General features: G+C 58.8%; 28 protein-coding genes. 18 read left to right on the top strand and 10 right to left on the bottom strand.

All coding sequences use genetic code 11. The features are described 5' to 3' along the window. The first annotated feature begins 283 nt into the window (after nt 1–283). From BLT54_RS02575 to BLT54_RS02565, 3 genes are read left to right on the top strand one after another with little or no spacing between them, the layout of a single operon-like run. Nucleotides 284–841, top strand: coding sequence for a hypothetical protein (locus tag BLT54_RS02575; protein ID WP_074640726.1), 558 nt, complete (start codon nt 284–286; stop codon nt 839–841). A gap of 1 nt (nt 842) precedes the next feature. Then, nucleotides 843–1,250, top strand: coding sequence for a cell division protein ZapA (locus BLT54_RS02570; protein WP_074640723.1), 408 nt, complete (start codon nt 843–845; stop codon nt 1,248–1,250). Then, nucleotides 1,240–1,608 carry an MliC family protein gene (locus tag BLT54_RS02565; RefSeq protein ID WP_083351653.1) on the top strand — a complete coding sequence of 123 codons (369 nt, stop codon included), beginning with the start codon at nt 1,240–1,242 and terminating at the stop codon, nt 1,606–1,608. The genes BLT54_RS02570 and BLT54_RS02565 overlap by 11 nt, the downstream gene beginning before the upstream one ends. A gap of 113 nt (nt 1,609–1,721) precedes the next feature. Here the strand turns inward: BLT54_RS02565 and grxD are convergent, their stop codons facing one another. The 5 genes from grxD to BLT54_RS02540 all read right to left on the bottom strand — a co-directional run bounded on the left by grxD (nt 1,722) and on the right by BLT54_RS02540 (nt 6,509). Next, nucleotides 1,722–2,081, bottom strand: coding sequence for a Grx4 family monothiol glutaredoxin (gene grxD / locus BLT54_RS02560; RefSeq protein ID WP_074640721.1), 360 nt, complete (start codon nt 2,079–2,081; stop codon nt 1,722–1,724). A gap of 47 nt (nt 2,082–2,128) precedes the next feature. Beyond that, nucleotides 2,129–2,359, bottom strand: coding sequence for a BolA family protein (locus BLT54_RS02555; protein ID WP_074641462.1), 231 nt, complete (start codon nt 2,357–2,359; stop codon nt 2,129–2,131). 77 nt (nt 2,360–2,436) lie between these two features. Continuing rightward, nucleotides 2,437–2,919 carry a hypothetical protein gene (locus BLT54_RS02550; RefSeq protein ID WP_074640719.1) on the bottom strand — a complete coding sequence of 161 codons (483 nt, stop codon included), beginning with the start codon at nt 2,917–2,919 and terminating at the stop codon, nt 2,437–2,439. A 71-nt stretch (nt 2,920–2,990) separates the two neighbouring features. Further along, nucleotides 2,991–5,150: a phosphoribosylformylglycinamidine synthase subunit PurL gene (gene purL / locus BLT54_RS02545; protein ID WP_074640716.1), complete on the bottom strand. Its 2,160-nt coding sequence runs from the start codon at nt 5,148–5,150 to the stop codon at nt 2,991–2,993. A 450-nt stretch (nt 5,151–5,600) separates the two neighbouring features. Then, a complete protein-coding gene (locus BLT54_RS02540; protein ID WP_074640713.1) occupies nt 5,601–6,509 on the bottom strand; it encodes a LysR family transcriptional regulator in 909 nt (302 codons plus the stop codon). 267 nt (nt 6,510–6,776) lie between these two features. On the opposite strand from BLT54_RS02540, the gene BLT54_RS02535 reads away from it, so the two are divergent. The 14 genes from BLT54_RS02535 to BLT54_RS02480 all read left to right on the top strand — a co-directional run bounded on the left by BLT54_RS02535 (nt 6,777) and on the right by BLT54_RS02480 (nt 17,244). Beyond that, a complete protein-coding gene (locus BLT54_RS02535) occupies nt 6,777–7,733 on the top strand; it encodes a lysophospholipid acyltransferase family protein (RefSeq protein ID WP_074640711.1) in 957 nt (318 codons plus the stop codon). 28 nt (nt 7,734–7,761) lie between these two features. Then, entirely contained in the window at nt 7,762–8,574 is an 813-nt protein-coding gene (locus tag BLT54_RS02530) for a glutamate racemase (RefSeq protein WP_074640708.1), read from the top strand. 123 nt (nt 8,575–8,697) lie between these two features. Further along, nucleotides 8,698–9,726, top strand: coding sequence for an N-acetyl-gamma-glutamyl-phosphate reductase (gene argC, locus BLT54_RS02525; RefSeq protein ID WP_074640706.1), 1,029 nt, complete (start codon nt 8,698–8,700; stop codon nt 9,724–9,726). A gap of 49 nt (nt 9,727–9,775) precedes the next feature. Beyond that, nucleotides 9,776–10,219 (top strand): cytochrome c maturation protein CcmE, encoded by a 444-nt coding sequence (gene ccmE, locus BLT54_RS02520; RefSeq protein ID WP_074641460.1) that lies wholly within the window; start codon nt 9,776–9,778, stop codon nt 10,217–10,219. Between the two features lie 95 nt (nt 10,220–10,314). After that, nucleotides 10,315–10,917 (top strand): thermonuclease family protein, encoded by a 603-nt coding sequence (locus BLT54_RS21940; protein ID WP_245707935.1) that lies wholly within the window; start codon nt 10,315–10,317, stop codon nt 10,915–10,917. A gap of 143 nt (nt 10,918–11,060) precedes the next feature. Beyond that, nucleotides 11,061–11,672: a holin-associated N-acetylmuramidase gene (locus BLT54_RS02510; protein ID WP_074640703.1), complete on the top strand. Its 612-nt coding sequence runs from the start codon at nt 11,061–11,063 to the stop codon at nt 11,670–11,672. Next, nucleotides 11,663–12,259: a holin family protein gene (locus BLT54_RS02505; RefSeq protein ID WP_074640701.1), complete on the top strand. Its 597-nt coding sequence runs from the start codon at nt 11,663–11,665 to the stop codon at nt 12,257–12,259. The genes BLT54_RS02510 and BLT54_RS02505 overlap by 10 nt, the downstream gene beginning before the upstream one ends. Further along, nucleotides 12,252–12,428, top strand: a complete 177-nt coding sequence (locus BLT54_RS22470) for a hypothetical protein (RefSeq protein WP_176832808.1) — start codon at nt 12,252–12,254, stop codon at nt 12,426–12,428. Before BLT54_RS02505 ends, BLT54_RS22470 begins: the two co-directional genes overlap by 8 nt. 4 nt (nt 12,429–12,432) lie before the next feature. Next, a complete protein-coding gene (locus tag BLT54_RS22465; protein ID WP_176832807.1) occupies nt 12,433–12,570 on the top strand; it encodes a hypothetical protein in 138 nt (45 codons plus the stop codon). Continuing rightward, entirely contained in the window at nt 12,567–12,989 is a 423-nt protein-coding gene (locus tag BLT54_RS02500; protein WP_074640698.1) for a hypothetical protein, read from the top strand. Before BLT54_RS22465 ends, BLT54_RS02500 begins: the two co-directional genes overlap by 4 nt. 160 nt (nt 12,990–13,149) lie before the next feature. Next, nucleotides 13,150–15,123 (top strand): heme lyase CcmF/NrfE family subunit, encoded by a 1,974-nt coding sequence (locus BLT54_RS02495; RefSeq protein ID WP_074640696.1) that lies wholly within the window; start codon nt 13,150–13,152, stop codon nt 15,121–15,123. Beyond that, nucleotides 15,120–15,569, top strand: a complete 450-nt coding sequence (locus BLT54_RS02490) for a cytochrome c-type biogenesis protein (RefSeq protein WP_074640693.1) — start codon at nt 15,120–15,122, stop codon at nt 15,567–15,569. The genes BLT54_RS02495 and BLT54_RS02490 overlap by 4 nt, the downstream gene beginning before the upstream one ends. Nucleotides 15,570–15,804: 235 nt before the next feature. Next, a complete protein-coding gene (locus BLT54_RS02485) occupies nt 15,805–16,365 on the top strand; it encodes a DUF2087 domain-containing protein (protein WP_074640691.1) in 561 nt (186 codons plus the stop codon). 102 nt (nt 16,366–16,467) lie between these two features. Beyond that, nucleotides 16,468–17,244: an enoyl-CoA hydratase-related protein gene (locus BLT54_RS02480; RefSeq protein WP_009571498.1), complete on the top strand. Its 777-nt coding sequence runs from the start codon at nt 16,468–16,470 to the stop codon at nt 17,242–17,244. Nucleotides 17,245–17,562: 318 nt separating this feature from the next. Here the strand turns inward: BLT54_RS02480 and gltA are convergent, their stop codons facing one another. Next, nucleotides 17,563–18,861, bottom strand: a complete 1,299-nt coding sequence (gene gltA, locus BLT54_RS02475) for a citrate synthase (RefSeq protein ID WP_074640688.1) — start codon at nt 18,859–18,861, stop codon at nt 17,563–17,565. Nucleotides 18,862–19,157: 296 nt separating this feature from the next. Beyond that, nucleotides 19,158–20,615, bottom strand: coding sequence for a glutamate--tRNA ligase (gene gltX, locus BLT54_RS02470; RefSeq protein WP_074640685.1), 1,458 nt, complete (start codon nt 20,613–20,615; stop codon nt 19,158–19,160). Between the two features lie 91 nt (nt 20,616–20,706). Between gltX and BLT54_RS02465 the strand changes: the two genes are divergently transcribed. Next, the gene (locus BLT54_RS02465; RefSeq protein ID WP_074640682.1) at nt 20,707–22,857 is read left to right on the top strand and encodes a ComEC/Rec2 family competence protein; all 2,151 of its coding nucleotides are present in this window, start codon (nt 20,707–20,709) and stop codon (nt 22,855–22,857) included. A 141-nt stretch (nt 22,858–22,998) separates the two neighbouring features. Here the strand turns inward: BLT54_RS02465 and lexA are convergent, their stop codons facing one another. From lexA to moaC, 3 genes are all read right to left on the bottom strand, one after another. Continuing rightward, entirely contained in the window at nt 22,999–23,712 is a 714-nt protein-coding gene (lexA, locus tag BLT54_RS02460) for a transcriptional repressor LexA (protein ID WP_074641456.1), read from the bottom strand. Nucleotides 23,713–24,111: 399 nt separating this feature from the next. Beyond that, nucleotides 24,112–25,284 carry a molybdopterin molybdotransferase MoeA gene (locus BLT54_RS02455; RefSeq protein WP_074640679.1) on the bottom strand — a complete coding sequence of 391 codons (1,173 nt, stop codon included), beginning with the start codon at nt 25,282–25,284 and terminating at the stop codon, nt 24,112–24,114. Beyond that, on the bottom strand, nt 25,281–25,760 hold the full coding sequence (moaC, locus tag BLT54_RS02450) for a cyclic pyranopterin monophosphate synthase MoaC (RefSeq protein WP_074640677.1): 480 nt from the start codon (nt 25,758–25,760) through the stop codon (nt 25,281–25,283). Before moaC ends, BLT54_RS02455 begins: the two co-directional genes overlap by 4 nt. Nucleotides 25,761–25,762 lie beyond the last annotated feature (2 nt).

The raw sequence follows: 25,762 nt of genomic DNA, 5'->3' as shown, positions 1-25,762 counted from the left end.
ATAACGATGTGACAGCAAAGTGCAAGGCGGCGCGGGCGTTTGAGCGGGACATCTGCCCCTTTTCGCCTGTGTTTGGGGCTAACTTGGTCAGACATATTGGTAAAGCCTGCCCCATGCGCTAGGCTCTCGAATCAAGTGCGATAGGATGAGGCCCGTGCGCTTCGCCTTTGATGCCAAAGGAAGTTTCTGGTTTTGGCACCAAAGCGGGGCGGAGAAAGGTCCAGCCTGTCACTTGGACCAAACAGAGCAGAGACAAAGAAAGTCAAAGTGTGAGTGAACGGCGATGAATGATATTTCTGAATTCGAAGCCCGGATCACCGCGGCGCTGGAACGCATTGGGCGGGCTGTGGCTGTGGCCGAGGAGCGTGCCGAGGCGACGACGGGGGGAATCGCTTCTGAAGAGATGGAGGCGGAACTTGGGCGGTTGACCGATGCGTTGGAGGCGGAAAAAGTCGCCAACAACCAGCTCGAAGAGCGGGTGCGGGCGATCCATGATCGGCAAGAACATCATGTGGCAGCCCTCGAAGAGGAGGTCGAGACGCTGCGCCGGCAATTGATGGACCATGACCGCGAGATGCAAAAACTGCGGCTGATGAACACGCAATTGCGCGAAAACAACGCGGGGCTTCGGGCCGCCAATGCGCAAGGGCTGGGCGATGCGGCGCTGATTGACGCCGGGATGCGCATTGAACTTGAGGCGCTCAAAGTGGCGCGGGAGGCGGATGTGACCGAAATGGACGCGATCCTGACCGAGCTGCGCGCGGTGATGGCGCGGGTGGCCAATGGGGCCGTGCCAACCGACGCGCCCGCGCCGTCTGACCTGTCCAACGAGGAGGTGTGATATGCCCGAAGTGAAAATCTCCATCGGGGGACGCGAATTTGAAGTCGCTTGCCAAAGCGGCGAAGAGCATTTCCTCAAATCCGCAGCTCAGCTTTTGGACAATGAGGCTTCGGTTTTGTCGAGCCAGATCGGGCGCTTGCCCGCCGAGCGGATGCTGTTGATGGCGGGCTTGATGTTGGCGGATAAAACCGCAGGGTTGGAAGAACAGATGCGCGCGCTTGAAGCCAAACTTGGGGCACAAGAAGCCTTGATCGAAGAAATGCGCGCCCGTCCCACCCCGGCGCCCGAGCGGGTTGAAGTGCCTGTGGTGCCCATTGAGGTGACCGATACTTTGGCCGAAATGGCGGCGCGGGCGGAAAGCATGGCCGCCGCGTTTGAAGAGCGGTTGGGCGTCAAAGATGCGATTTAAGGATCTGATCTCGCTCACGGGGCTTGTGCTTTGTGCGGGCGGAGCGATGGCACAGACGGATGCGATGCCGCAGATGGCCGCCGCGCCGGAGATTTTTCACTACGTGTGCGAACGCGGTGTTGGCATTGATGCGGTGTACACAGGCACAGATGCCGCCCCTGCGGCGGTGATCCACGCCGAAGGGCGGTTGATCGCATTGTCACAGGCGGTGTCGGCCTCAGGAGCGCGTTATGCAGAAGCTGCAGGGGGCTCTGGCTATGAGTGGTGGACCAAGGGCGATACGGCAACACTGAGTTACTTTGACGCCAACTACGGCGAATCCGTGACGCTTTTTGCCTTTTGCACCGTGGCTGAATAGAGCGGGTGCGAAAGTCCTTAACAGCATAAAAAAGGCGCGCGGGAGGCCCCGACGCGCCTTTCTATTTATTTATATGGCCCAGTTATATGGCTCAGTGTGGCTTCGGCTGTAGCTTAGACGTTGGCCGCGCGGATTTGTTCGGCTTTTTCCGGATCAAAAACAACGCCTTTGTCCGCGAACATTTGATCCAACTCGCCCGAAAGCGTCATTTCGATCACGATGTCACAGCCGCCAACAAATTCGCCTTTGACGTAAAGCTGCGGGATGGTCGGCCAGTCGGAAAACTCTTTGATGCCTTGACGAATATCGGCATCGGCCAGCACGTCGATATCGGCATAGTCCACACCCATGAAATTGAGAATGCCCGCAACTTTTGACGAAAAGCCACATTGCGGCATCATTTTCGTGCCCTTCATAAACAGCACAACGTCATTATGGGTCACGGTTTTTTGGATGGTGTCTTGGGCAGTCATTGGATGGTCCTTTCGGCTGTCGCTCAGCACGGATGTGGGTGAGGGACTTATTCGGGGGCGCGGGTGGTCAAGGCGAGGGCGTGCAATTCACCGCTGTCGAGTTTTTCACGGATCGCGGCATTGACGGCGCGCTGTTGCTGCACCCGGTTCATCCCCGCAAACGATGCATCAACCACTTCGGCGGCGAAATGTTGCCCGTCATCGCCTTGCACAACGATATGGGCGTCGGGAAAAGCCTCGCGGATCAGGTGTTCGATGTCGGTGGCAGTGATGGCCATGAATGGCGCTCCTTGATCTTTGGTGTTGGGCCAAATGTAAGGGCGCGGGCGCGGCGCTGCAAGCGGGTTTGGTGAGATCACTCAAAGCCACCTTGACGCAGGGCCGCGATAAAGGCGTCAAACTCCGCCGCCATTTTGTCCGTGTCGGACCAGGCGCGCGACAGGCGGGTCAAAAGTGCGAGGCGCTCTGTTTCAAGCGCGGGCGGGAGGGCGAGGTCTTTGGCGGCCACAAGTTGCGTCATGCGTTCGTGCAGCGGGCGCAGCCGTTCAAAATCACGGATCATGGCTGGCAAAAGTTCCGGGGCGTCGCGCCAGCTTTCGCCGTTAAAGCGCATCTGCGTCACCCGTTGCCCGGCACCGGCACAGTCATAAAGCACACAGCCAGGATTGCCGATGTCATTGAGCGTGGAATGCACCGAACAGAGGTGACCTTTGAGATTGGGGCAAGGGGTGCCTGCCGGTTTGTCAAAGGCAAAGAGATCGCCTTTGTCGAGCGTCAGGCCAACACAGCACAGCGCCGCGCAATTGGAGCAATCTGAGGTGAGGTCGGGCAGGTCCATCCGAGGTCCTTTGACGTAAAAAGGCCCGCGATGATGCGGGCCTGATCGATGCGTTTACACAGCGATAAGGCTTAGCCGAAAATCTCGCCAAAGCTGTTGCGATAGATCGTGGAAAGCTCTGCGAGAGGCGCGGAGGCAGCGCCCATGCTGACCGCGTCACCGCCGAATTTGCCAACGGTGGAGATGACAACCCCGGCCTGACCCGCCGCGACCATGAGGGCTTCGGCTTGATCAAAGGTGCAGGCCACGAGGTAGCGCGCCTGGTCTTCGCCAAAGAGCGTGGCGGTGTCGTCGCTGTCCAGATGCACGCCAACACCGGCCGCATCGGCCAGTTCAAACGCCGCCAAAGCCAGCCCACCGTCCGAGAGATCGGTGACCGCGTGGATCAGCTTGCCATGGGCGCGCAGGAATTCGCCATTGCGCTTTTCCGTTGCCAGATCGACATGTGGCGCATCGCCATCTTCGCGGTGAAAGACTTCGGCCAAAAGCGCGGATTGGCCAAGGTGGCCCTTGGTTTCGCCAATCAAAACAGCCACATCGCCATTTTGTGCCAGACCGGAGATGAGGTCCTCTTCGGAGGCGATCAGGCCCACAGCGCCGATGGTCGGGGTCGGCAGAATGCCCTCACCGTCGGTTTCATTGTAAAGCGAGACGTTGCCCGACACGATCGGCATGTCGAGGAACGACACGGCCTGACCGATGCCATCGAGCGCGCCGACAAACTGGCCCATGATTTCGGGCTTTTCCGGGTTGCCGAAGTTGAGGTTGTCGGTGGTCGCCAAAGGCGTCGCGCCGACGGAGATCAGATTGCGATAGGCTTCGGCCACCGCCTGTTTGCCGCCCTCAACCGGGTTGGCCTTGACGTAGCGCGGGGTCACGTCGGAGGTGAAGGCCAGCATTTTGCCGGTGCCATGGACGCGGATCACGCCCGCACCAAGACCCGGCGCGCGCACGGTGTCGGCCATGACCTGGGTGTCGTATTGTTCATAGACCCACGCTTTGGACGCGTAGTTCGGCGAGGAAATCAGGCCCTTGAGACCATCAATCGGGTCGATCTGTGGCACATCCGCGACCTGTTCGGCGGCGGGGGTCGGCACCCAAGGGCGATCATATTCGGGGGCAGAGGAGGCCAGCGTGGAGAGCGGCAAGTCGCCTTTGCATTCGCCGTTGTGCATGATCAAAAAGCGGTCTTCGGCAATGGTTTCGCCGACGATGGCGAAATCGAGGTCCCATTTTTCAAACACCGCGCGGGCCTCGGCCTCTTTTTCAGGCTTGAGCACCATCAACATGCGCTCTTGGGATTCGGAAAGCATCATCTCGTAAGCGGTCATGTTGGATTCGCGCTGTGGCACGTTTTCGAGATCAAGACGAATGCCAAGGTGTCCCTTGTCACCCATTTCAACCGCAGAACAGGTCAGACCCGCCGCGCCCATATCCTGGATCGAGATCACAGCGCCCGTGGCCATCAGCTCAAGCGTGGCTTCCATCAGGCATTTTTCGGTGAACGGATCGCCGACCTGAACGGTGGGGCGTTTGTCCTCGATCGTGTCGTCAAATTCGGCTGAGGCCATGGTCGCGCCGCCGACGCCATCGCGGCCGGTCTTGGCGCCCAGATAGACCACGGGCATACCGACGCCGGAGGCGGCAGAATAAAAGATTTTGTCGGCATCGGCGAGACCGGCGGCAAAAGCGTTCACAAGGCAGTTGCCATTATAGGCGGCATGAAAGCGGACTTCACCGCCCACGGTGGGGACGCCGAAACAGTTGCCATAGCCGCCGACACCTTCGACGACGCCGTGAACCAACTGTTTGGTTTTCTTGTGATCTTTGACGCCAAAGGAGAGCGAGTTCATCGCCGCAATCGGGCGCGCGCCCATGGTGAACACATCGCGCAGAATGCCGCCCACACCGGTCGCAGCCCCTTGGTAGGGTTCGATGTAGGAGGGGTGGTTGTGGCTTTCCATTTTGAACACCACAGCCTGACCATCGCCAATATCGACGACACCGGCGTTTTCGCCCGGGCCACAGATCACTTGCGGGCCGGTTGTGGGCAATCCGCGCAGATGTTTTTTGGAGGATTTATAGGAACAATGTTCGTTCCACATCGCCGAGAAAATCCCAAGCTCGGTAAAGCTCGGCGCGCGGTTCAGAATACGCAGAATTTGTGCGTATTCGTCCGGCTTGAGCCCGTGGGCGGCGATCAGGTCCTCGGTGATCATTGGCTCGGTCATAGTGTGTCCCTCGGCGGCAGCTGTCTTTCCCGCGTTCTCTTAGGGCAAGTGGGGCCAATGGGGAAGGGGCTAAACGGGGCTGTGGGGCATCGGAGCGGTGCTTTGAGGGGAAGTATTGGGGGAGTGTTGGAGGGGAAATGTTGGAGGGGGCGCGCGCATGTGTCAAATCCGCGAGAGACTCCGAGAGACAGAGCATGGCGGCGGTCCCAAAAAGTCGGGGTCAAAAAAGGCGGGGGGCAAAAAAAAGGCCGAGCAAAAGCTCGGCCCAAGTCCAACAGGGAGGTAAAGCCGCTAGGAGTTGCCTCATTCGGCGGCTTCATTGATGCATTTAGGGGCGGTTTGTGAACGGTTCAAGGTATTTTCATCACATTTCACGCAATGCCGATATGCTGATTGCGCATAGCTTGCGTAACTGCGGCAAAACATTGACCAAAAAGTCAAAGATGCGGATCAGTGTGATCCCTCGTCGTCGCGCATGTTTTTGCGATGGGCGCTGATCTCTTCGGTGATGAAGTCGCGAAACACTTCGATCCGTTTGGAATGACGCAATTCTTCGGGGTAGGCGAGGAACACCGGCACTTCGCCACTTTCCAAATCGGGCAGCACGCGCACAAGATCCGGCGCGCTTTCGACCAGGTAATCGGGCAAAACACCGATGCCCAAATGGTTGAGCACGGCCTGAAGCACGCCGAAATAGTTGTTCACGAAGAGTTTCGAGCGAATGTCATGTTCATTCAACTCTTCGACCAACCGCGCGCCAGCGGCGACTTGAGGGGCGTTCGGGTTTTGGCAGATCAACCGATGCGTGGAGAGGTCGTCCATGGTGAGCGGTGTGCCGTGTTCGGCCAGATATTCCTTGGTGGCAAACAGACGCATCCGGATGTTCATCAGGCGTTTGCGGATCAGATCGGCCTGAGACGGCTCTTTCATGCGGATCGCCACATCGGCCTCGCGCATCGGCAGGTCCAACACGCGTTCTTCAAGCATCAGGTCGATTTTGAGTTCGGGATATTTGGCATAGAGTTTGGAGAGGCGTGGCGCGAGCCAGAGCGTGCCAAAGCCGGTGGCGGTGGTGACACGCAATTCGCCGTAAACCTCTTCTTCGCTGTCGCGAATACGCGCGGCGGCGGCGTCCAGACGTTTGGCCATGGAGCGGGTGGCATCAAACAGCAACTCGCCCTGTTCGGTCAGGATCAGCCCACGGGCATGTCGGTGAAACAGGGTGGTGCCGAGTGATTCTTCGAGCGAGCGTATCTGTCGCGACACGGCCGATTGGCTCAGATGCAGGGTATCCCCCGCATGAGTCAGCGATCCCGCGTCTGCCACGGCGTGAAAAATTCTAAGTTTGTCCCAGTCCATACCCGTCACCTGTTAAAAGACCACACATATTTAAGTCTCGCACATCTATCCTACGCTAACATGATGTGGATGTGAGGTCATTTGGGCGTTTCATTCGCGTTTTTCGCACAGACCGCAAGAGGAATGCATTGCGCTAACGCAAATTGGCAGAGACGAGTGAAGGAAATGCAAATTTTTAAGGCATTACATTGGCGGGTTCGTGCCGATTGGCCTTTGGGTGTGGACGGGATATAGTCGTGGACCGCGAACGGGAGGGGCAGTAGGGCCATGCAAGAGCAACTGAGGCGCAGTCCGACGGCCAAATGGCAGACGGCCAAATGGAGCGAGCGGCAGGTGGCGCGCGATATTTCCTATGCCAGTTCGGCGGGCACGCGCACGGGGCGGGTTCTGATCCGGTTGATGGAGAATGCAACGGGTCGCTTGTCACTGATCCGGCGGGCGAAGGGGTATAGCCTTGATGTCGCCGAAGGGCGCGATTTCTGGGCGGTGATGGTTGAACGCTATGGGTTGGAGCTTGAGGTGATCAACGGTGCGTTGGATGCGATTCCATCCACCGGACCTTTGATCGTGGTGGCCAATCATCCTTATGGCATTTTGGACGGGTTGATGTTGGGGCATATCCTGTCCGTGGTGCGCGGTGATTTTCGGATTTTGGCCCATAGCGTGTTTAAACGCGCCGAGGACATTGATCGGATGATCCTGCCCGTGTCGTTTGAGGAGACGAAAGAGGCGGTGGCGCTCAATCTGGCGACGCGCAAAGAGGCGCTGTCCTATTTGGACGCAGGCGGGTGTATTGGGATTTTTCCGGGCGGCACGGTGTCGACGGCGGCGCGCCCGATGGGACGACCGATGGACCCGGGCTGGCGGGCGTTTACGGCAAAGATGGTGGCAAAATCTGGGGCGACGGTGGTGCCGCTCTATTTTGACGGGGCCAATTCGCGGTTGTTTCAATTGGCCAGCCACCTGCACACGACCCTGCGGATGGGGCTTTTGATCCGGGAATTTCGCGCCAAAATCGGCGCACCCGTGCGGGTGTCGGTGGGAGCACCGATCGGGCCGGAAAAATTGGCACAATTTAAGGGTGACCCGAAAAAGTTGATGGATTTTCTGCGCGCCGAGACCTATGCCTTATCCTCAACCCCGATGCCAAATCCGGCTTTGGGGTATGAGTTTGAAATCAAACACGGGGCCAAACCCCGCAAGGGTCTTAAAGACCGATATTAAACAAGGGTCTAAAGGACCGGTATTGAACATGGCAGTGGGTATTTTTGACAGCGGGTTGGGTGGTCTGACGGTTTTGGATGCAGTGTCCAAGCGGTTGCCGGACGTGCCTTTTGTGTATTTTGGCGACAATGCCCACGCCCCTTACGGCGTGCGCGACGCGGATGATGTCTACAACCTGACCACGGCGGCGGTGGAGCGGCTTTGGGCGGCGGGCTGTGATTTGGTGATTCTGGCCTGCAACACGGCCTCTGCGGCGGCGTTGCGGCGGATGCAGGAAAGCTGGATTCCCTCGGACAAGCGTGTTTTGGGCGTCTTTGTGCCGCTGATCGAAGCGCTGACCGAACGGCAATGGGGCGACAATTCGCCGCCGCGCGAAGTTGAGGTCAAACATGTGGCGCTGTTTGCCACCCCCGCGACCGTGGCCTCACGCGCTTTTCAGCGCGAATTGGCGTTTCGCGCCATTGGCGTGGATGTCGAGGCGCAGGCCTGTGGCGGTGTCGTGGATGCGATTGAAGACGGCGATATGATCCTGGCGGATGCTTTGGTGCGCTCGCATGTGGACGCGCTCAAACGCAAAATGCCGCATCCGGGCGCGGCGATTTTGGGCTGTACCCATTATCCGATCATGCAAGACGCGTTCCAAGATGCGTTGGGCGCGGAGGTGAAAGTCTATTCTCAGGCCAATCTGGTGGCCGCGAGCCTTGAGGATTACCTCAAACGCCACCCAAAGATGATTGGCACCGGCACCGAGTCGATGTTCTTGACCACGGGTGACCCGGCCAAGGTGTCGCGCGGGGCGACGCAGTTTTTGCGACGACCGGTGACGTTTCAAAAGGCGTGATCGCCAAAGAGTGACCCGTATGATGCCCCGCGCGGTCCTGTCGCAATTGCGGCGGGGCGCGTTCCTCCCTAGATTATAGTTCAACCGAGCCTCTCAGAGGCTCGATGCACGAAAGAGACACTGATGACCCATAAAATCGCCATTTTGGGCGCGTCTGGCTACACTGGGGCCGAGCTTGTCCGTTTGATCGCCACCCATCCGTCAATGGAGATCGTGGCGCTGTCTGGTGATCGCAAGGCGGGCATGGCGATGGCCGATGTCTATCCGCATCTGCGCCACATGGACCTTCCGGCGCTGTGCAAGATCGAGGATATTGATTTCGCACATGTCGATCTGGCCTTTTGCGCGCTGCCCCATGCAACCTCTCAGGCGGTGATCAAAGAACTGCCTGCAACGACGAAAGTGGTGGACCTGTCTGCCGATTTCCGGCTGCGTGACCCGGCGGAGTATGAGAAATGGTATGGCAAACCGCACTCTGCGGTCGAGCTGCAACAAGAGGCAGTGTACGGCCTGACCGAATTTTACCGCGAGCAGATCAAGACGGCGCGGCTTGTGGCCGGGACCGGCTGTAACGCCGCGACCGGGCAATTCATCCTGCGGCCTTTGATTGGCGCCGGGGTGATCGACCTTGAGCAGATCATTTTGGATCTCAAAGTGGCGGTCTCCGGCGCGGGGCGGGCGCTGAAAGAGCATCTTTTGTTCGGGGAGCTTGAAGACAACAGCTTTGGCTATTCGGTCGGTGGAAAACATCGGCATTTGGGCGAATTTGATCAGGAGTTCTCCCTGGTCGCCGGGCGCGATGTGCGCATTCAATTCACCCCACATCTGATCCCCGCCACCCGCGGCATCTTGGCCACCGCCTATGTTCAGGGCGAGGCGAGTGCGGTGCATTACGCGCTGGCCGATGCCTATATGAACGAGCCGTTTATCAAAGTGCTGCCACTGGGGCAGGTGCCGGCGATGAAACATGTGCGCGGCTCAAATTTCTGTCATATTGGCGTGGTGGAGGATCGTATCCAAGGCCGGACCATCGTGGTGGGGGTGATCGACAACCTGACCAAAGGCTCGTCTGGTCAAGCGATCCAAAACGCCAACCTGATGCTTGGGCTGGATGAGACCGCCGGTCTTATGAACGCACCGATGTATCCGTAACACCGAATTTACCCGTAACATTGTCTCACAGGAGGACGCCATGGCCGGTTTGAAGACCCTGAAAAAGACCCGTCGCATTCAAGTGATTGCGATTGCGGCCGTGGCCCTTGTGGTGGCGGTGTCGCTGATCGGCTATGCCTTTCGCGATGGCATCAACCTGTTTCGCTCGCCCACGCAAGTGGTCGAAGAACCGCCGCGCGCAGGCGAGGTTTTCCGCATCGGCGGGTTGGTCGAAGAGGGCAGTTTGGTGCGCGGTGAGGGCACCCATGTGACCTTTAGTGTGACCGACACCAATGAAACGATCCCGGTGCGCTTTGAGGGTGTTTTGCCGGATTTGTTTGATGAAAATCAGGGCATGATCGGCACCGGCAGCCTGCAAAACGGGGTGTTTGTGGCGACCGAGATCCTAGCCAAACACGATGAGTCTTATATGCCGAAAGAGGTTGTGGACGCCCTCAAGGAACAGGGACTCTATAAAGAGCCGGAAAGCTAAGCCCTTTTTTAAAAGGCGAGACGCGAAGCTGTTGGCCTCTTGAATTCCTAGCATCTGTGAACTCTAATCCTCTTTGTTTTTGGGAGGGTTGGTATTTGGCTGAGTTACTTTTTATTATCGCTCTTATAGCGGGCGCTGCATTTATGCGTCATGCGAAGAAAGAGGTGAGACGCGCCGCACGTCACGCGTTGAAACCATCTACTCCACCTAATCGAAGCAAACCTGTTTCTCCCGCCAACGCATTCAACGAAAAGGCCTCACGAGAGGCACTGGAAAAACCTGTTCTGCGGGGGAGTGCCTATGTCGTTGATGGCGACACGATTGTGATCCAGAAAACCCAAATACGTCTCTTCGGTGTCGATGCGCCGGAGATGAACCACCCCTATGGGAAAAAGGCGAAATGGGCATTGGTCCGTCTTTGCAAAGGGCAATCTATTCGTGCCGAGGTGACTGATGTGGATAGCCATGGTCGCACCGTTGCGCGGTGTTATTTGCCGGATGGGCGCGACTTATCTGCGGAAATGGTCAAGCAAGGCCTTGCGATTGATTGGCCCAAGTTTTCTGGCGGTCTCTATCAGTCTATGGAAGTCCCAGATATACGCAAAAAGCTCTGGCTCGCCGATGCGCGCCAAAAAGGGCGAATGCATGTTTGGAAGCAATTCGAGGTGAAACAGGATGAGCGCCAAGGGGGCGGCTAGATTTCTTTCATTCCGGATAAGGGGCCGGATATTCTTCACAAGATATTGTAATAATGTGGTAAATTTTGACACGCGCGCTCAGGTCCACGGGCGTTAACCTTTTTGCGCAACCTTGATCCCATCAATTGGTGGGATTGAGGCATATGAAAACAGTACAACAGATCGCAGACGAGATCATTGCCCGTGAGGGCGGATACGTCAATGACCCCGACGATCCGGGCGGGGCAACCAAATATGGCGTCACCATCGGCACGATGCGCACGCTGGGCGTCGATGTGGATGGCGACGGGCGGGTGACGACATCCGACCTGCGCAAGCTGACGCGGGTTCAGGCGCGCGACATTTTTGTCGAACATTACTTTCACCGCCCCCGCATCGACGAATTGCCCCCGGTTTTGCAAGCCAGCGTGTTCGACATGTATGTCAACTCGGGCGGCACTGCCGTGCGGATTTTGCAGCGGCTTTTGACCGATATGGGGCAGAGGATTGCGGTGGATGGGGCGATTGGGCCACAGACCATCGAGGCCGCGCATATTGCGCAATCTTTGGCCCCGCATCACTTGGCCGACGCTTACGGCATTGCCCGGCGCAATTACTATTACGCTCTGGCAGATCGCCGCCCGACCTCACGCAAATACGCGCGCACACGCAAGGGCGGCAAAGGCGGTTGGATCATCCGGGCCGAGGACTTCATTTCCCCACGCTATCACCTGACAGATTCTGAGCATGCAGCGCGGGTGGCGTCATGGGGATAATCGGCAAGTTGTTTGATGCGATCTTTGGCGACGGGCGCAATCTGGTCAAAGACACGGCCGAAGTGTTTTTCGAGAACAAAGAGGCAGGAGCTGTGCGCGAGGCCAATTACCGCAGCTCCGCGATGCAACAATTCGCCGCCGAATTTGCGGTCGAACGCAAAGGCGCGTTTGATCGGCTGATGGATGCGCTCAACCGCGTGCCGCGACCATTGATGGCCTTTGGCACCATCGGATTGTGCGTCTCGGCCATGGTCGATCCGCTTTGGTTTGCCTCAAGGATGCAGGGGGTCGCGCTGATCCCGGAGCCGCTTTGGTGGCTGTTGGGCACGATCGTGTCGTTTTACTTTGGTGCGCGCTATCAGGTGAAATCGCAAGAGTTTCAACGCTCTGTCGCCGCCACCGTGGCGCAAGCGCCGATTGTGACGGCCAATATCGCGGCGCTCAAAGCGCTTGAGGCGGGGGCGCAGGGGCAGGGTGTTCCGCCTGTGGCATCAGCGCCCTCTTGGGAGGCCAAGCCGGTCTATGTGCCGGGGGCGACGGCGGAGAATCCCGCTCTTGAGGCCTGGAAAGGGGGGCGGGATGAGTGACGCATTGATTGCCGCTGTCTCTGAGCACGGGCCTTGGGTGTTGATGGTGTTTTTCCTGCTCTACCGCGATGCGCAAAAAGATCAGGCGACTCGCGATGTGCTGAATAAAAACACGCAGATTCTGGTGGAAATGACCACGATGATCCGCGAACGGCTGCCGAGGGGATGACGTGATGACACATCCTTTTCGCAAGATTTGGACCAAACTTCGCGGACTCTGGTGGGGCGAAGCGCTCGCCACGGCCCTGCGCCAAAACCGAGAGGCAGCCGCCGCATTGGACGCTGTCGTCAAGGAGATGCTTGAACAATGAAACAGGTAGCAATTCTTTACGCGGCGGTTGTCGTGGCGGCGCTTTTGGCGGTGCAGACCGTCGGATATGATCAGGCGGTGTTGATCGCTTACGGGGCCATCGCCTTGATGGCGTTGATGATCTCGGTGACGTTTTTGTGGCTCTGGGTGGTGCGCGCAACCCCTTTGGCGCTTGGCATGTCGCTGTCTTGGGCGGGGTCTGGATTGACCATCGGGTGGTGGTGGCTGATGCAGATTGCCGGGAATCCGGCTTGGGGCGCCGAAGCGGCGGCGCTGTTTTTGTTCCTCTCGCTGCTGATCTCGGGGGCGGTGCTTCACTTTTCGGTGATCCAAGGCTCCTTTGGCTTGCACGGTGTGGCCTTTCTTTGGCCGGTGTTTGGCGCAATGCTTGTCTCTCTTGGGGCCCTTTTGTTGCTTTAGCGACAAGGGGGAGTGGGGTGAGACGGGAAAAGGGGCCGCTTTGGCCCTTTTTTCTTGTGCTTTGGTCGCAGGTCTCATTGCATCCGCTTGCGACATGCGCGCGCAGCCCATTGGCGGGTCGCCCACAACCGGGTAGAACAGTCGCAAAAGGGAGACGCACATGCTCGTAGAACTAGGACATTTTGCCCTTGTCATGGCCTTTGTCGTGGCCATCGCTCAAACCGTTTTGCCGCTTTGGGGCGCGCAAACGAGTAAACGCGCCTTGATGGCCGTGGGCGAACCGGCGGCTTTGGTGCAACTTGTGTTGATCGCCTTCTCTTTTGGCGCGTTGACCTACGCCTTCGTCACCTCGGATTTCTCGCTTAAAGTGGTGGTGGCCAATTCGCACACGCTCAAACCGATGCTGTACAAAGTCTCCGGCGTTTGGGGCAACCATGAAGGGTCGATGTTGCTTTGGGTGCTGATCTTGGCGCTGTTCGGGGCGGCGGCCGCACTGTTTGGTTCCAACCTGCCGGACACATTGCGGGCGCGGGTTTTGGGCGTTCAGGGCGCGATTGGCTTGGCGTTTCTGGCCTTTATCCTGTTCACGTCCAACCCGTTCACCCGTCTGGAATTTCCGCCGATGAATGGCGAAGACCTCAACCCGCTGTTGCAAGATCCGGGTTTGGCCTTCCACCCGCCGTTCCTTTATCTTGGCTATGTTGGCCTCTCCATGACCTTCTCCTTCGCCGTCGCCGCGCTCTTAGAGGGCCGTGTGGACGCGGCTTGGGGCCGCTGGGTGCGTCCCTGGACTTTGGCCGCGTGGATTTTCCTCACCATCGGCATCGGCCTTGGGTCGTGGTGGGCCTATTACGAACTCGGCTGGGGCGGTTTTTGGTTCTGGGACCCGGTCGAAAACGCGTCCTTCATGCCGTGGCTCTTTGCCGCCGCTTTGCTCCATTCCGCCATCGTTGTGGAAAAACGCGAGGCGCTCAAAAGCTGGACCATTTTGCTGGCCATCTTGGCTTTCGGCTTCTCGCTGATCGGCACCTTCCTCGTGCGCTCGGGCGTGATCACCTCGGTCCATGCCTTTGCCAATGACCCGGAACGCGGCATTTTCATCCTGATGATCCTGGCCTTTTTCATGGGCGGCGCGTTGATCCTGTTCTCCTTGCGCGCCAATGTGATGAGCGCCAAGGGCGTGTTCTCCATGGTCTCGCGTGAAAGCGCTTTGGTGGTGAACAACATCCTGCTCGCCGTTGCGGCACTGGTTGTCTTCACCGGCACGATCTGGCCCTTGGTCGCCGAAGCCTTCTGGGCGCGCAAACTCTCTGTCGGCGCGCCGTTTTTCAACGCCGCCTTCACGCCGTTTTTCACCATGCTGGCCGTGGTTTTGCCCATTGGTGCGATCCTGCCGTGGAAACGCGCGCGCCTTGGGGTGGCAGTGAAAAAACTCATCCCGGCGCTGATCCTTGCGCTTGCGGTCATGGGGCTGATCTGGTCGATGCAAACGCAAAAGACTCTGCTGGCACCTATTGGCCTTGGTCTTGGCACATGGGTGGTGGCTGGTGCGATCCAAGACATTGTTCTGAAGCTTGGTCAAAACCGCACCCTGTCGCGCCTGTTCCGTTTGCCGCGCGCCGATTGGGGACGTCTGTTTGCCCATGGTGGCCTTGGCATCACCATCGCGGGCATCGCCGGGCTGACCGCCTGGACCGTCGAAGACATCCGCATCGTGCAGGTCGGAGAAACCTTTGATGTTGCGGGCTACACCATCACGCTTGATGCGGTTGAACGCAAACAGGGGCCGAATTACCTCACCACCATGGCCACCATGTCTGTCTTTGAAGGCCCTCAAAAAGTCGCCACGTTGCACCCCGAAAAACGCTCCTACCCGGTGGCGCAAATGCCGACCACCGAGGCCGGGATCGACAACGGCTTTTGGCGCGATGTCTATCTGGTGATCGGGGATGTGCAATCCAACGGCGGCTGGGCCGTGCGCACCTATATCAAACCGCTGGCCAACTGGATTTGGGGCGGCACTTTGATCATGGCCTTTGGTGGGCTGTTGTCGCTCACCGATCGTCGCTACCGGGTCGCGGCCGGTGCCCGCAAATCTGCCGCCTCTGCGCCGAAAGGAGTGCCGGCAGAATGAAACGTTTGATCCTTGCCCTCACCCTGCTCCTTGCCACGCCGCTTTATGCCGTGCAGCCTGACGAAGTTCTGACCGATCCGGTGATGGAATCGCGGGCGCGGGATATTTCCCAAGGGCTGCGCTGTCTTGTGTGTCGCAATGAAAACATCGACGAGAGCAATGCGACGCTGGCCAAAGACCTGAGGCTTTTGGTCCGCGAACGTCTTGTCGCGGGCGACACGAATGAGCAAACCGTGGCCTATATCGTCGACCGCTACGGCGAATATGTGCTGTTGAAACCAACCCTGACCGGGGCCAATAAATTGCTGTGGATTGCGGGCCCCGCCATGTTGATCATCGCGCTTGGCATCGGTTTTGGCTTTCTGCGTCGTCGGCAATCGGAACCCGAACAATCCGATTTAACCGAGGACGAAGAAAAGCGGCTACAGGCACTTTTGAACGAGTAAAGCACCCTCTTTTTTGGCCCAGATCCAAATACTCAAACCCCGCCGCTTGCCATCGCAGGGCGGGGTTTTGTATACCCGCGCCACGGTCCGCAGTTCACCGAGTCGCTGTCGTTTCCACATGGAAATATGCTGAACCTGTTTAAGCCTTTGAACACTCCCGGTTTCCCGCGCGTCTATAAGCGTGGCAAGGACAGCTCCCGCACGATGTAACAGACGCGATCAACGGAGAGAACCGATGACTCGTGACGTGATTTCACTCACCCTTCCCGACGTGTCCGCCTTTGCGCGTGCGCTCAAATCCGATCTGGGCGAAGCCGCCCCGCCGCATCAATCGCTGTTGAATGCGATTGCCCGCGCCGGAGGATATCGCAATTTTCAACATCTCAAAGCCACGCAAATCGGCGCGGAACCGATCATGGCCGCCGAAGGACGGGCCGTGTCACGCGCTTTGGCGCGGTTTGATGAGACCGGGCGTTTGACCTCATGGTCTACCAAACGCAAGGTTCGTCAACACGGGCTTTGGGCGCTTTGGGCCCAGGTGCCGCCGCGCCATGTGTTCTCTGAGCGCGAGATTTCCGATCTGTTCGACAGCATGACCACCTTTCGCGATGCCGCCCAAATCCGCCGTTCTTTGATTGAGGACGGGCTTTTGGAACGCAACCGCGATGGTTCACGCTACATCCGCCTTGAGGCGCGCCCCGATGCAACCGCCTTGGCGGTGATCCGCGCCGTGACGCGCAGACGGCAGGCCAACCCCGAGGTGCCGGACCGAAGTTCTGCGCTCTTTGGCCTGTAATGGGACTCATCTCATGATTCTTACGCGATGACGGAGCGTCTCTCTTCCTTTTGGCCCCGCGATGCCTATCTTTGGGGCAACCAATCAGGGAGAGAGACGTCCATGCAGTACGACACAATTCGCTTTGAGCAGGCGGACGACATTGCCGTCGTCACCCTCAATCGCCCCGAGGTGATGAATGCGCTCAACACCCAGATGCGTGCCGAAATCACCCATGCGGTGCGCGATGCCGCCAAATCGGCGCGGGTGGTTGTGTTGACCGGCGAAGGCCGCGCCTTTTGTTCCGGTCAGGATCTGGGCGATGGGGTGAATGCCGCCACCGCCGATCTTGAGCGTACGCTGCGCGATGAATATGAGCCGATGCTCCACGCCATTCATGACAGTCCGGTGCCTACCATCGCCGCCGTCAATGGCGCGGCGGCAGGGGCAGGGGCCTCTTTGGCGCTGGCCTGTGACGTGGTGATCGCAAGCCAATCCGCCGTCTTCGTTCAGGCCTTTTCGCGCATCGGCCTGATCCCCGACGCGGGTGGCACCTATGTCTTGCCACGCTTGGTCGGGCTGGCGCGTGCTATGGGGGCATCGCTGTTTGCCGATGAAATTTCGGCGGCTCAGGCGATGCAATGGGGCATGATTTACGAGGCCGTGCCTGACGCCGATTTCGACGCTCATTGGCGTGCGCGGGCCGGGTATCTGGCCAAGGGGCCGACCGTGTCCTATCGCCACCTCAAAGAGGCCATGCATGCCTCCTATGACAACACTCTGGCCCAGCAATTGACCCTTGAGGCGAAGTTGCAAAACCATTGCGGCCAAACCCGCGATTTCAAAGAGGGCGTCATCGCCTTTTTGGAAAAGCGCAAACCCAAATATGAAGGCCGCTAAAGCGTTTCGCGATAAATTTGCCCTAAAGCGTTCCGCCATAAACCTGACTCACGGGTTTATGGTGGAACGCCCACACCATTGATATGTCTGGCAGCGTCACACCTTTCCCCTGTCTCAGGTGAAAGGCGTGACGCTTTAAGGTTTGTCAGGCGACGCGGACATCTTTGTGATGTTATGCGCGTTTCGAAAGGCAGGCGTGTCTTGCCTGTGTGGCGTACTGGTCAAACCTCTTGCTCCTGCCTGCGTTAGACAAAAGAAAACCCGCCCGAAAGGGCGGGTTTTGCATGTCGTATTTTGCATGTCGTATAACGGCTGGAATCAGCCGCGGTCTTCGACGTTCACATAGGGACGCTGCGTTTCGCCGGTGTAAAGCTGACGCGGACGACCGATTTTCATTGCCGGATCTTCGATCATCTCTTTCCACTGCGAAATCCAGCCGACGGTGCGCGAGAGCGCAAAGATCGGGGTGAACATCGCAGTCGGGAAACCCATGGCCTCCAAAATGATGCCGGAGTAGAAATCGACGTTCGGGAACAGTTTCTTGTCGTGGAAATACGGATCGGCAAGCGCTTGTTTTTCCAACTCTTTTGCGACCTGAAGCGTCGGGTTGTTTTCCACGCCCAAGAGTTCCAAAACCTCATCGGCGGATTGTTTCATCACCGTCGCGCGGGGATCGAAGTTTTTGTAAACGCGGTGACCAAAGCCCATCAGGCGGAACGGATCGTTCTTGTCTTTGGCACGGGCGATGTATTCCGGGATACGGTCCACGGTGCCAATTTCGCGCAGCATTTCAAGACAGGCTTGGTTGGCGCCACCATGCGCCGGACCCCAAAGACAGGCGATGCCCGCGGCGATACAGGCGAACGGGTTGGCGCCCGAAGAGGAGGCCAAACGCACGGTCGAGGTCGAGGCGTTTTGTTCGTGATCGGCGTGCAAGGTAAAGATCCGGTCCATGGCGCGGGCCAGGATCGGGTTGACCACATATTCTTCGGCAGGCACCGAGAAACACATGTGCAAGAAGTTGGAGGCGTAATCCAAATCGTTGCGCGGGTAGACCATCGGCTGACCGATTGTGTATTTATAGGCCATAGCCGCGATGGTCGGCATTTTCGCCAACAAACGGATGGTCGCCACTTCGCGCTGATGCGCATCGGCGATGTCGATCGAATCGTGGTAGAAGGCGGACATCGCACCGACAACACCGACCATAATGGCCATCGGATGCGCGTCACGGCGGAAGCCGGTGAAGAATCTGTGCATCTGCTCATGCACCATGGTGTGGCGGGTCACCAGCGCCTCGAAGTCTTCCATCTCTTTCGCGGTCGGCAGGGCCCCGTACAGCAACAGGTAGCACACTTCGAGGAAATGCGATTTTTCAGCCAGTTCACCGATGGTGTAGCCCCGGTGCAAAAGAACGCCTTCGTCACCGTCGATAAACGTGATGGCGCTGTCGCAGGCGGCGGTGGAAGTATAGCCCGGATCGTAAGTGAAAACACCGGCCTGGCCGTAGAGTTTTCGGATGTCGATCACGTCAGGCCCCACGGTGGGCGAATAAATCGGAAGATCGAAAGTCTTGCCGTCAAGCGTCAGGGTCGCGGTCTTTTGAGTGTCTGCCATGGTCGTTCCTTCGGTTGGCAACGGTGCCCTTTTGATCTGCTGCCTGCAGACGCCAAAGGGCCGTTGGTGATCAGGCGAGCGCCCAAGAAGCTCTCGGGCACCGTCTTGGCTTGGGAACCTCATATCTGGTTCCAATTCCGATCCCGTGGGCGAGGGGCGCGCATATTTGCGATGCCTTACCCTATGGGCGTCCGAAGCCTGTCCAGCCTCGGCATAAATCTCATGTGACCGTCACCAAAACGTTTCGGTCACCACATGCCGAAGTGACCCTGATCTCAGGCAGTCTTTCGGCCAAATCAAGCAGTCCCGCCCGTTTGTTCGGGCTCACTTGCCATAAAATCTGCGATCCGGGCGAGGCTTTCGTCGCGGCCCAAAACCACCATCATATCAAGCACGCTGGGGGTTGCACTGCGGCCAGCGAGGGCGGATCTCAAAGGTGCGGCCACCTTGCCAAACCCGATCTCTTGCGCCTCCATAACGCGGCCGACAGCCTCCTCCAACGCGTCGCGCTCCCAGCTAACACTTTGCAGGTGCGGCGTCAATTCTTCCAGTATACCGTTGGATACTGAGCCCACCAGTTTTTGCGCCTTTTCATCCATAGAAACAGGCCGATCCACCAAGGAAAACCGTGCTTTTTCAATGAGTTGTGGATAGGTCTTTGCCGAGCCTTTGAGAAACGGCAGAGACGCCAAAAGCCGCGTTTCCTGCGCATCCGTCAATTTTGTCTCACCGGCGGCGGCAAGATAGCCGATGATTTCGCCCAAGATTTCGGCATCTTCCATCACTGCAAGATGTTGACCACAGATATTCTCAAGTTTTTTGGTGTCAAACCGTGCCGGAGCCTTATTGATTCCATCCAGTTCAAACCACTCTTGCGCCTGCGCATCGGTGAAAAACTCATCATCGCCATGGCTCCACCCCAGCCGCGCCAAATAGTTGCGCATCCCGGCGGCGGGGTAACCCATGGCCTGATATTCCTTGACCCCGGTCGCGCCGTGGCGTTTCGACATTTTCTTGCCATCAGGCCCAAAAATCAAAGGGATATGGGCATAAACCGGGAGGGGCCAGCCCATCGCAGTATAGATCGTCATTTGGCGTGCAGCGTTGCTCAGGTGGTCATCTCCACGGATCACATGGGTCACGCCCATGTCGTGATCATCCACGACCACGGCCAACATATAAGTGGGTGTCCCATCCGAACGTAACACGATCATGTCATCAAGCAACTCGTTCTTGAACGTGACCTCGCCTTGCACCGCGTCTTGCACCACGGTGACGCCCTCGCGCGGGGCTTTCATGCGGATCACATAGGGCGCATCGGGGTAGGTGCTTGGGTCGGCGTCACGCCACGGGCTACGGTAGAGCGTCGATGCGCCTGTCGCCCGTGCTGCCTCGCGAAAGGCTTCGATCTCCTCTTGGGTGGCGAAACATTTATAGGCGGTGCCTGCCGCCAACATCTGATGCGCGACCTCGGCGTGGCGCCCGGCCCGCTCGAATTGGCTCACCGCTTCGCCATCATAGTCCAAGCCCAGCCAAGCCATCCCGTCCAAAATGCCCTGCGTTGCCTCAGGCGTCGAACGCGCCCGATCCGTGTCCTCGATCCGCATCAAAAACGTGCCGCCATGGCCGCGCGCAAACAACCAGTTGAACAGCGCGGTGCGGGCGGTGCCGATATGCATGTCGCCGGTGGGCGAGGGGGCGATACGGGTAACAACAGGAGAGGTTTTGGCGGATGCGGAAGAGGTGGCGGACATGCGAGAATTAACCCTTTGGTAACCAAGATTGCGCCATGATGGCAGACAGGTGTTGAGCACGGAATAAGGGAACGGGGATAGGGAAACAAGGGTGCGCCTCTTCACGCTCATTGCACAGGTCCCTCTCGATATCGTCGACGCGCAACGCGGGCGGCTTTTCCTTTGGCTGCCGGTGTGTTTCGGCATCGGCATTGGCGTGTTTTTCGCCCAACCTCTGGAGCCCTCGGTCACCCTGCTGGGCGTGATCCTCGCCGGGGTCATCCTGGGCCTTTTGGCCCTGATCAAAACCCCGCCGCGCGTAGCCCCTCTGTTGATCGCGATGCTGACGGTTTCAATGGGTTTTTTCGCGGCAGGGTTGCGCAGCCATATGGTCTCTGAGCCGGTGTTGACCTTCCGCTATTACGGCCCGGTCGAGGGGCGGGTGGTCCATATCGACCGCTCCGCCTCCGACGCCCTGCGCCTGACTTTGGATCAGGTCACGTTGCGAAATTTTGCCCCGGACCGCACGCCGCATAAAGTGCGTATTTCGCTGTATGGCGACCAAAGCTTTGTCGCCCCCGAACCCGGTATGCGCCTCGCACTGACCGCCCATTTGTCGCCACCCTCCGGCCCCTCTGAACCCGGCGCGTTCGAGTTTCAACGCATGGCCTGGTTCGACAAATTGGGCGCGGTCGGTTACACTCGCGTGCCCGCGCTGCGCATCGCTGATACCGATCGCTCGCTTACGCTCTGGGTCCATCGTTTGCGCCAAACCCTGTCCTTTACCCTCCAATCCCAAATCCCCGGCCAACCCGGCGCCTTCGCCGCCGCCATCCTCACCGGCGACCGATCCGGCATCACTTTGGACACGGCCGAGGCCCTGCGCGGGGCCAACCTGTCGCATCTTTTGGCGATTTCCGGCCTGCATATGGGGCTTTTGACCGGGTCCGTGTTCTTTGCCCTGCGCCTCTGTCTTGCCATGATCCCCGGCGCAGCACTCACCTGGCCGCTCAAGAAAATCGCCGCCTCCGGCGCATTGGCCGCAGGGCTGTTTTACCTCGCGCTCTCCGGTTTCAACGTCGCCACCGAACGCGCCTTTGTCATGGTTGCAGTCATGCTTGTCGCCGTGCTGTTGGACCGCCAAGCCATCTCTTTGCGCGCCGTCGCCATTGCTGCCCTTTTGATCCTCGTGTTGCGTCCCGAAGTCCTGCCTGAACCCGGCTTTCAAATGTCTTTTGCCGCCACAACTGCCCTTGTCGCGGTCTTCAGCATCGTGCGTCGATTGCGGTTGATGTCGGGCTGGCCCAATTGGCTGCGCGGGGTCGCCACGGTCGTTCTGTCCTCTGCCGTCGCGGGGATCGCCACCGCTCCGGTTGCTGCTGCGCATTTCAATCGCATCGCGGATTTCGGCCTGTTGGCCAATGTGATTTCCGTGCCGATGATGGGCGCTGTCATCATGCCCGCCGCCATTTTAGCACTTCTGCTGACGCCCTTGGGGCTGCAAGGCCTTGCCCTTGCCATTATGGGCGGTGGCATCCGGTGGATTTTGGCGGTGGCCCATATGGTCTCGGGCTGGGACGGCGCGGTCAGTCACCTTGCCGCCCCGCCGCCCGAGACCTTGCCGCTCATCGCGATCGGCGGGATTTTTGTTATCCTTTGGCGTGGGCGTGGCCAGCTTTTGGGCATCTTGCCGGTGTTGGCCGGGTTTGTGCTTTGGTCCATGGCGGATCGGCCCGCGCTTTTGATCTCGGATGATGGCAGTTTGGTCGGTCGGATGGGGGCTGAGGGGCGGGTGCTGAACAAAGCCAAAGGGGCCGGGTTTGTCGCCTCCGTCTGGTTGGAAAATGACGGCGATTTTGCCGATCAAATCACGGCCGCCGCTCGCGACATGCCGGTTTTGGACCTGTCTGGCCTGCGCATTGCCCATGTCAGCGGACGGGGGTGGCAGGAGGCCACGCGCACGGCCTGCGCCAGCCATGATTTCGTGGTGGTCAATCAGCTTTGGGAGGAGGCGGTGCCGGAGGGCTGTCTGTTGATTGATGTTGGTTTCCTCCGTCAAAGCGGTGCTTTGGCGCTCGCGCCTCGGGGCGATACGGTGGAGATGCGCACGGCCTATGCCACCTCCGGTGTGCGTCTGTGGAACACGCCCGCCTTGCGTGGGCCACGCGCGGGCGAGGCGCGAGAGGCGCGCGATGCATTGCCGCCCATGGTTTTGGGAACACGGTTCACCCCCGATGCGGTGCGTTTGGCGAACAGGCACTAAGCTGACGGAAACGAAAAACATGACGGAAACGAAATCACAAAAAAACCGCCACCAAAGGTTCCTTTGGCGGCGGCTTCACATCTAAAGCGTCACCCTTTCACCTGAAACAGGGAAAGGCGGAACGCTTTAAGCAATGCGCGATCAATAGCTGCGGATCAGACCCACAAGCTTGCCCTGTACCTCAACCTGATGGGCGGGCAGCACGCGGGTTTCAAAGGCCGGGTTTGCCGCCTCCAAAGCCACCATGTCGCCTTGACGCTTGTAGCGTTTGAGCGTGGTTTCATAGCCTTCGACCATCGCCACAACGATGTCGCCATTGTTGGCATTTGAGGTCTCGCGGATGACCACAATGTCGCCGTGGTTGATCCCGGCCTCAATCATGGATTCGCCTTTGACTTCAAGCGCGTAGTGATTGCCGCGGCCCGAAAGCATCGACCCTGGCACAGCCACGTTCATCGCCCCGTCAGAGACCGCTTCAATCGGCACGCCCGCGGCAATTTTGCCCATGATCGGCAGGTTGATCGCAGAGACCACCTCGACATCCAAAGCATGGCTTGGCGGCGGGCTGTTGGGGCGGTCGCCGTCGATCACGCGCGGTGAAAATCCGGCGGAGGTTGGTGCAGTGGATGGACCACCCATGGATTCGGGCAGTTTCACAATCTCGATGGCGCGGGCGCGGTGGGCGAGGCGGCGAATAAATCCGCGCTCTTCCAAAGCGGTGATCAAGCGGTGAATGCCCGATTTCGAGCGCAGATCCAGCGCTTCTTTCATTTCATCAAAGGAGGGTGGTACGCCGTCCTTGTGCATCCGCGTGTTGATAAATTCCAACAGCTGGAGTTGTTTGCGTGTCAGCATCTGCTCGGTCCTCTTCCCCGGTTCGGGATCGTTTGGTCCCGACTGGATCGGGCCGTGGGTCACGGCATCCCCCGAAAGCGTTTTGACCCAATGCACCGGCACGGACGGTATCGCGCCCGAAATCCGCATCATTGATCGGTCATCACGCCCACTCTGACCCTTTTGTCCAAAGGCGACAGGTCCGCCATTGTCCGCAAGTCCCCAGACGGGTTTTGCACCATGTTCTGACAATGTTCTACCGTCGTTCCCGAAATGTGTCAACGTTCCTCTCCTTTTGGACCGCAAGGTTTTGGACCTGTTGAGCAGAGAAGACGGGAGCTTGGTTAATTCGGAGTTAAAACGTGCGGTGGATTTGGAAAATTTTATGAAAAGGCGTCAAAGTGACATGTGGTACGCGATTCAGAGCGCAATATAGTCGACGATTTCTCCGCATATGCGCGCCGGGTCAAGCGGCGGGCGGACCAAAAGCACATTGGCCGAGGACAGGATCGACATTAGAGAACTGTCTTGGCGCTCAAAGGGGCGAATGCCGCCCATCTCAAGCCGCGCCCGCATATAATGGGCCCGCGGGCCGTTGGCGGAAATATCCTGTAAAAGCGGGGCTTTATGACGCGGGGCAGGGGCGGCGGGCAGGCCTTGCATCGCGCAGAGTGCGGGGATCAAAAACAGCTTGGCCGTCACCAAAGAGGACACCGGATTGCCCGGCAGGCCGATCATCACAGCGCCCTGTAAACGCCCCGCCATCAAAGGCTTGCCGGGCCGCAGCGCCACTTTGTAAAACGCCCGATCCAAGCCCATGTCAGTGGCGACCTTGCCGACCAAATCATGATCGCCCACCGAGGCCCCGCCGATGCTGACGATCACATCCGCGCCTTGGGCCAACTCGAAAGTCGCGCGCAACGCGGTCTCATTGTCGGGTGCAATCGGCAACATCCGCGCGATCCCGCCCGCCTCTTCGATCATCGCGGCCAAGCCAAACGAATTGGAGGCGATGATTTGCGACGGTCCCGGCGTCTCGCCCGGCATGACCAATTCGTCGCCGGTCGCGATCAGCGCCACGACAGGGCGGCGGCTGACCGTGACCTCGGGAATGTTCATCGCGGCCAAAAGCGCCACATCCTGTGCACTCAGGCGACGGGGGGCGGAGACGATGTCGCCGACGCGGAAATCGCCGCCAAGGGGGCGGATGTTGGTGTTCTCTGACAAGGTCTCGGTGACGGTGATGACATCGCCCTCGCGGGTCACGTCCTCTTGGATGATCACGCGGGTGATGCCCTCTGGCACAGGTGCGCCGGTGAAGATGCGCACGGCATCCCCTTTGGACAAAGTGCCGTCAAACCCGTGGCCTGCGGCGGATTCACCGATAACGGTGAATTGCATCCCCACAGGCACATCAAGGTCCAAAACCCCGTAGCCATCCATCGCCGAAGAGGCAAAGGGCGGCTGGTCGCGTTTGGCCACGGCATCCTTGGCCAAGACCCGGCCATGGGCGCGGCGCAGGGGCACGGTTTCCACATCAAGCGGGGTACAAAGCGCGAAGACCTTTTCAAGCGCGTCCGCGACAGAAATCATTGATCTGCCTCATACATCCCGGATTTTCCACCCTCTTTGCGCAGCAATCGAGTTGGCCCGATTTCCATGCCTTTTTCAGCGGCTTTGAGCATGTCGTAAATGGTCAGGGCGGCAATCGAGGCGGCGGTCAGCGCCTCCATCTCGACGCCGGTTTGCCCCGAGGTCTTCACCGTGGCGCGGATGCGCACGCCGGGCAGGGTCTCGTCCGGTTCCAAATCCAAGGTCACTTTGGTGATCGGCAAAGGATGGCACAAAGGGATCAGATCAGCGGTCTTTTTCGCCCCCATAATGCCCGCCAGCCGCGCCACGCCCAACACATCGCCCTTTTTCGCCGTGCCCTGCGTGACCAAGGCCAGCGTCTCAGGCGTCATCGTGATCGAAGACTCCGCCACGGCCAAACGGTCGGTCACCGCCTTGCCGGAGACATCGACCATATGGGCGTTGCCGCCGTCGTCGAAATGGGTGAGATCGGCCATGG

Origin of the sequence: Celeribacter baekdonensis (genome assembly GCF_900102315.1) — a bacterium.
GTDB classification, from domain to species: domain Bacteria; phylum Pseudomonadota; class Alphaproteobacteria; order Rhodobacterales; family Rhodobacteraceae; genus Celeribacter; species Celeribacter baekdonensis.
Note: the sequence above shows the minus strand (reverse complement) of the source record. Positions and strands in the feature narration are given on the sequence as shown.

Coding starts and splice junctions, on each gene's coding strand:
- grxD (WP_074640721.1), bottom strand. CDS start 2,081: ATGACTGCCCAAGACACCATCCAAAAAACCGTGACCCATAATGACGTT.
- lexA (WP_074641456.1), bottom strand. CDS start 23,712: ATGCTGACACGCAAACAACTCCAGCTGTTGGAATTTATCAACACGCGG.
- BLT54_RS02555 (WP_074641462.1), bottom strand. CDS start 2,359: ATGGCCATCACTGCCACCGACATCGAACACCTGATCCGCGAGGCTTTT.
- BLT54_RS02500 (WP_074640698.1), top strand. CDS start 12,567: ATGAAACAGGTAGCAATTCTTTACGCGGCGGTTGTCGTGGCGGCGCTT.
- BLT54_RS22470 (WP_176832808.1), top strand. CDS start 12,252: ATGAGTGACGCATTGATTGCCGCTGTCTCTGAGCACGGGCCTTGGGTG.
- BLT54_RS02495 (WP_074640696.1), top strand. CDS start 13,150: ATGCTCGTAGAACTAGGACATTTTGCCCTTGTCATGGCCTTTGTCGTG.
- BLT54_RS02565 (WP_083351653.1), top strand. CDS start 1,240: ATGCGATTTAAGGATCTGATCTCGCTCACGGGGCTTGTGCTTTGTGCG.
- BLT54_RS22465 (WP_176832807.1), top strand. CDS start 12,433: ATGACACATCCTTTTCGCAAGATTTGGACCAAACTTCGCGGACTCTGG.
- BLT54_RS02485 (WP_074640691.1), top strand. CDS start 15,805: ATGACTCGTGACGTGATTTCACTCACCCTTCCCGACGTGTCCGCCTTT.
- BLT54_RS02510 (WP_074640703.1), top strand. CDS start 11,061: ATGAAAACAGTACAACAGATCGCAGACGAGATCATTGCCCGTGAGGGC.
- BLT54_RS02530 (WP_074640708.1), top strand. CDS start 7,762: ATGGCAGTGGGTATTTTTGACAGCGGGTTGGGTGGTCTGACGGTTTTG.
- gltX (WP_074640685.1), bottom strand. CDS start 20,615: ATGTCCGCCACCTCTTCCGCATCCGCCAAAACCTCTCCTGTTGTTACC.
- BLT54_RS02455 (WP_074640679.1), bottom strand. CDS start 25,284: ATGATTTCTGTCGCGGACGCGCTTGAAAAGGTCTTCGCGCTTTGTACC.
- BLT54_RS02505 (WP_074640701.1), top strand. CDS start 11,663: ATGGGGATAATCGGCAAGTTGTTTGATGCGATCTTTGGCGACGGGCGC.
- purL (WP_074640716.1), bottom strand. CDS start 5,150: ATGACCGAGCCAATGATCACCGAGGACCTGATCGCCGCCCACGGGCTC.
- argC (WP_074640706.1), top strand. CDS start 8,698: ATGACCCATAAAATCGCCATTTTGGGCGCGTCTGGCTACACTGGGGCC.
- BLT54_RS02480 (WP_009571498.1), top strand. CDS start 16,468: ATGCAGTACGACACAATTCGCTTTGAGCAGGCGGACGACATTGCCGTC.
- BLT54_RS02535 (WP_074640711.1), top strand. CDS start 6,777: ATGCAAGAGCAACTGAGGCGCAGTCCGACGGCCAAATGGCAGACGGCC.
- BLT54_RS02540 (WP_074640713.1), bottom strand. CDS start 6,509: ATGGACTGGGACAAACTTAGAATTTTTCACGCCGTGGCAGACGCGGGA.
- gltA (WP_074640688.1), bottom strand. CDS start 18,861: ATGGCAGACACTCAAAAGACCGCGACCCTGACGCTTGACGGCAAGACT.
- BLT54_RS02575 (WP_074640726.1), top strand. CDS start 284: ATGAATGATATTTCTGAATTCGAAGCCCGGATCACCGCGGCGCTGGAA.
- BLT54_RS02570 (WP_074640723.1), top strand. CDS start 843: ATGCCCGAAGTGAAAATCTCCATCGGGGGACGCGAATTTGAAGTCGCT.
- moaC (WP_074640677.1), bottom strand. CDS start 25,760: ATGGCCGATCTCACCCATTTCGACGACGGCGGCAACGCCCATATGGTC.
- BLT54_RS02550 (WP_074640719.1), bottom strand. CDS start 2,919: ATGGACCTGCCCGACCTCACCTCAGATTGCTCCAATTGCGCGGCGCTG.
- BLT54_RS02490 (WP_074640693.1), top strand. CDS start 15,120: ATGAAACGTTTGATCCTTGCCCTCACCCTGCTCCTTGCCACGCCGCTT.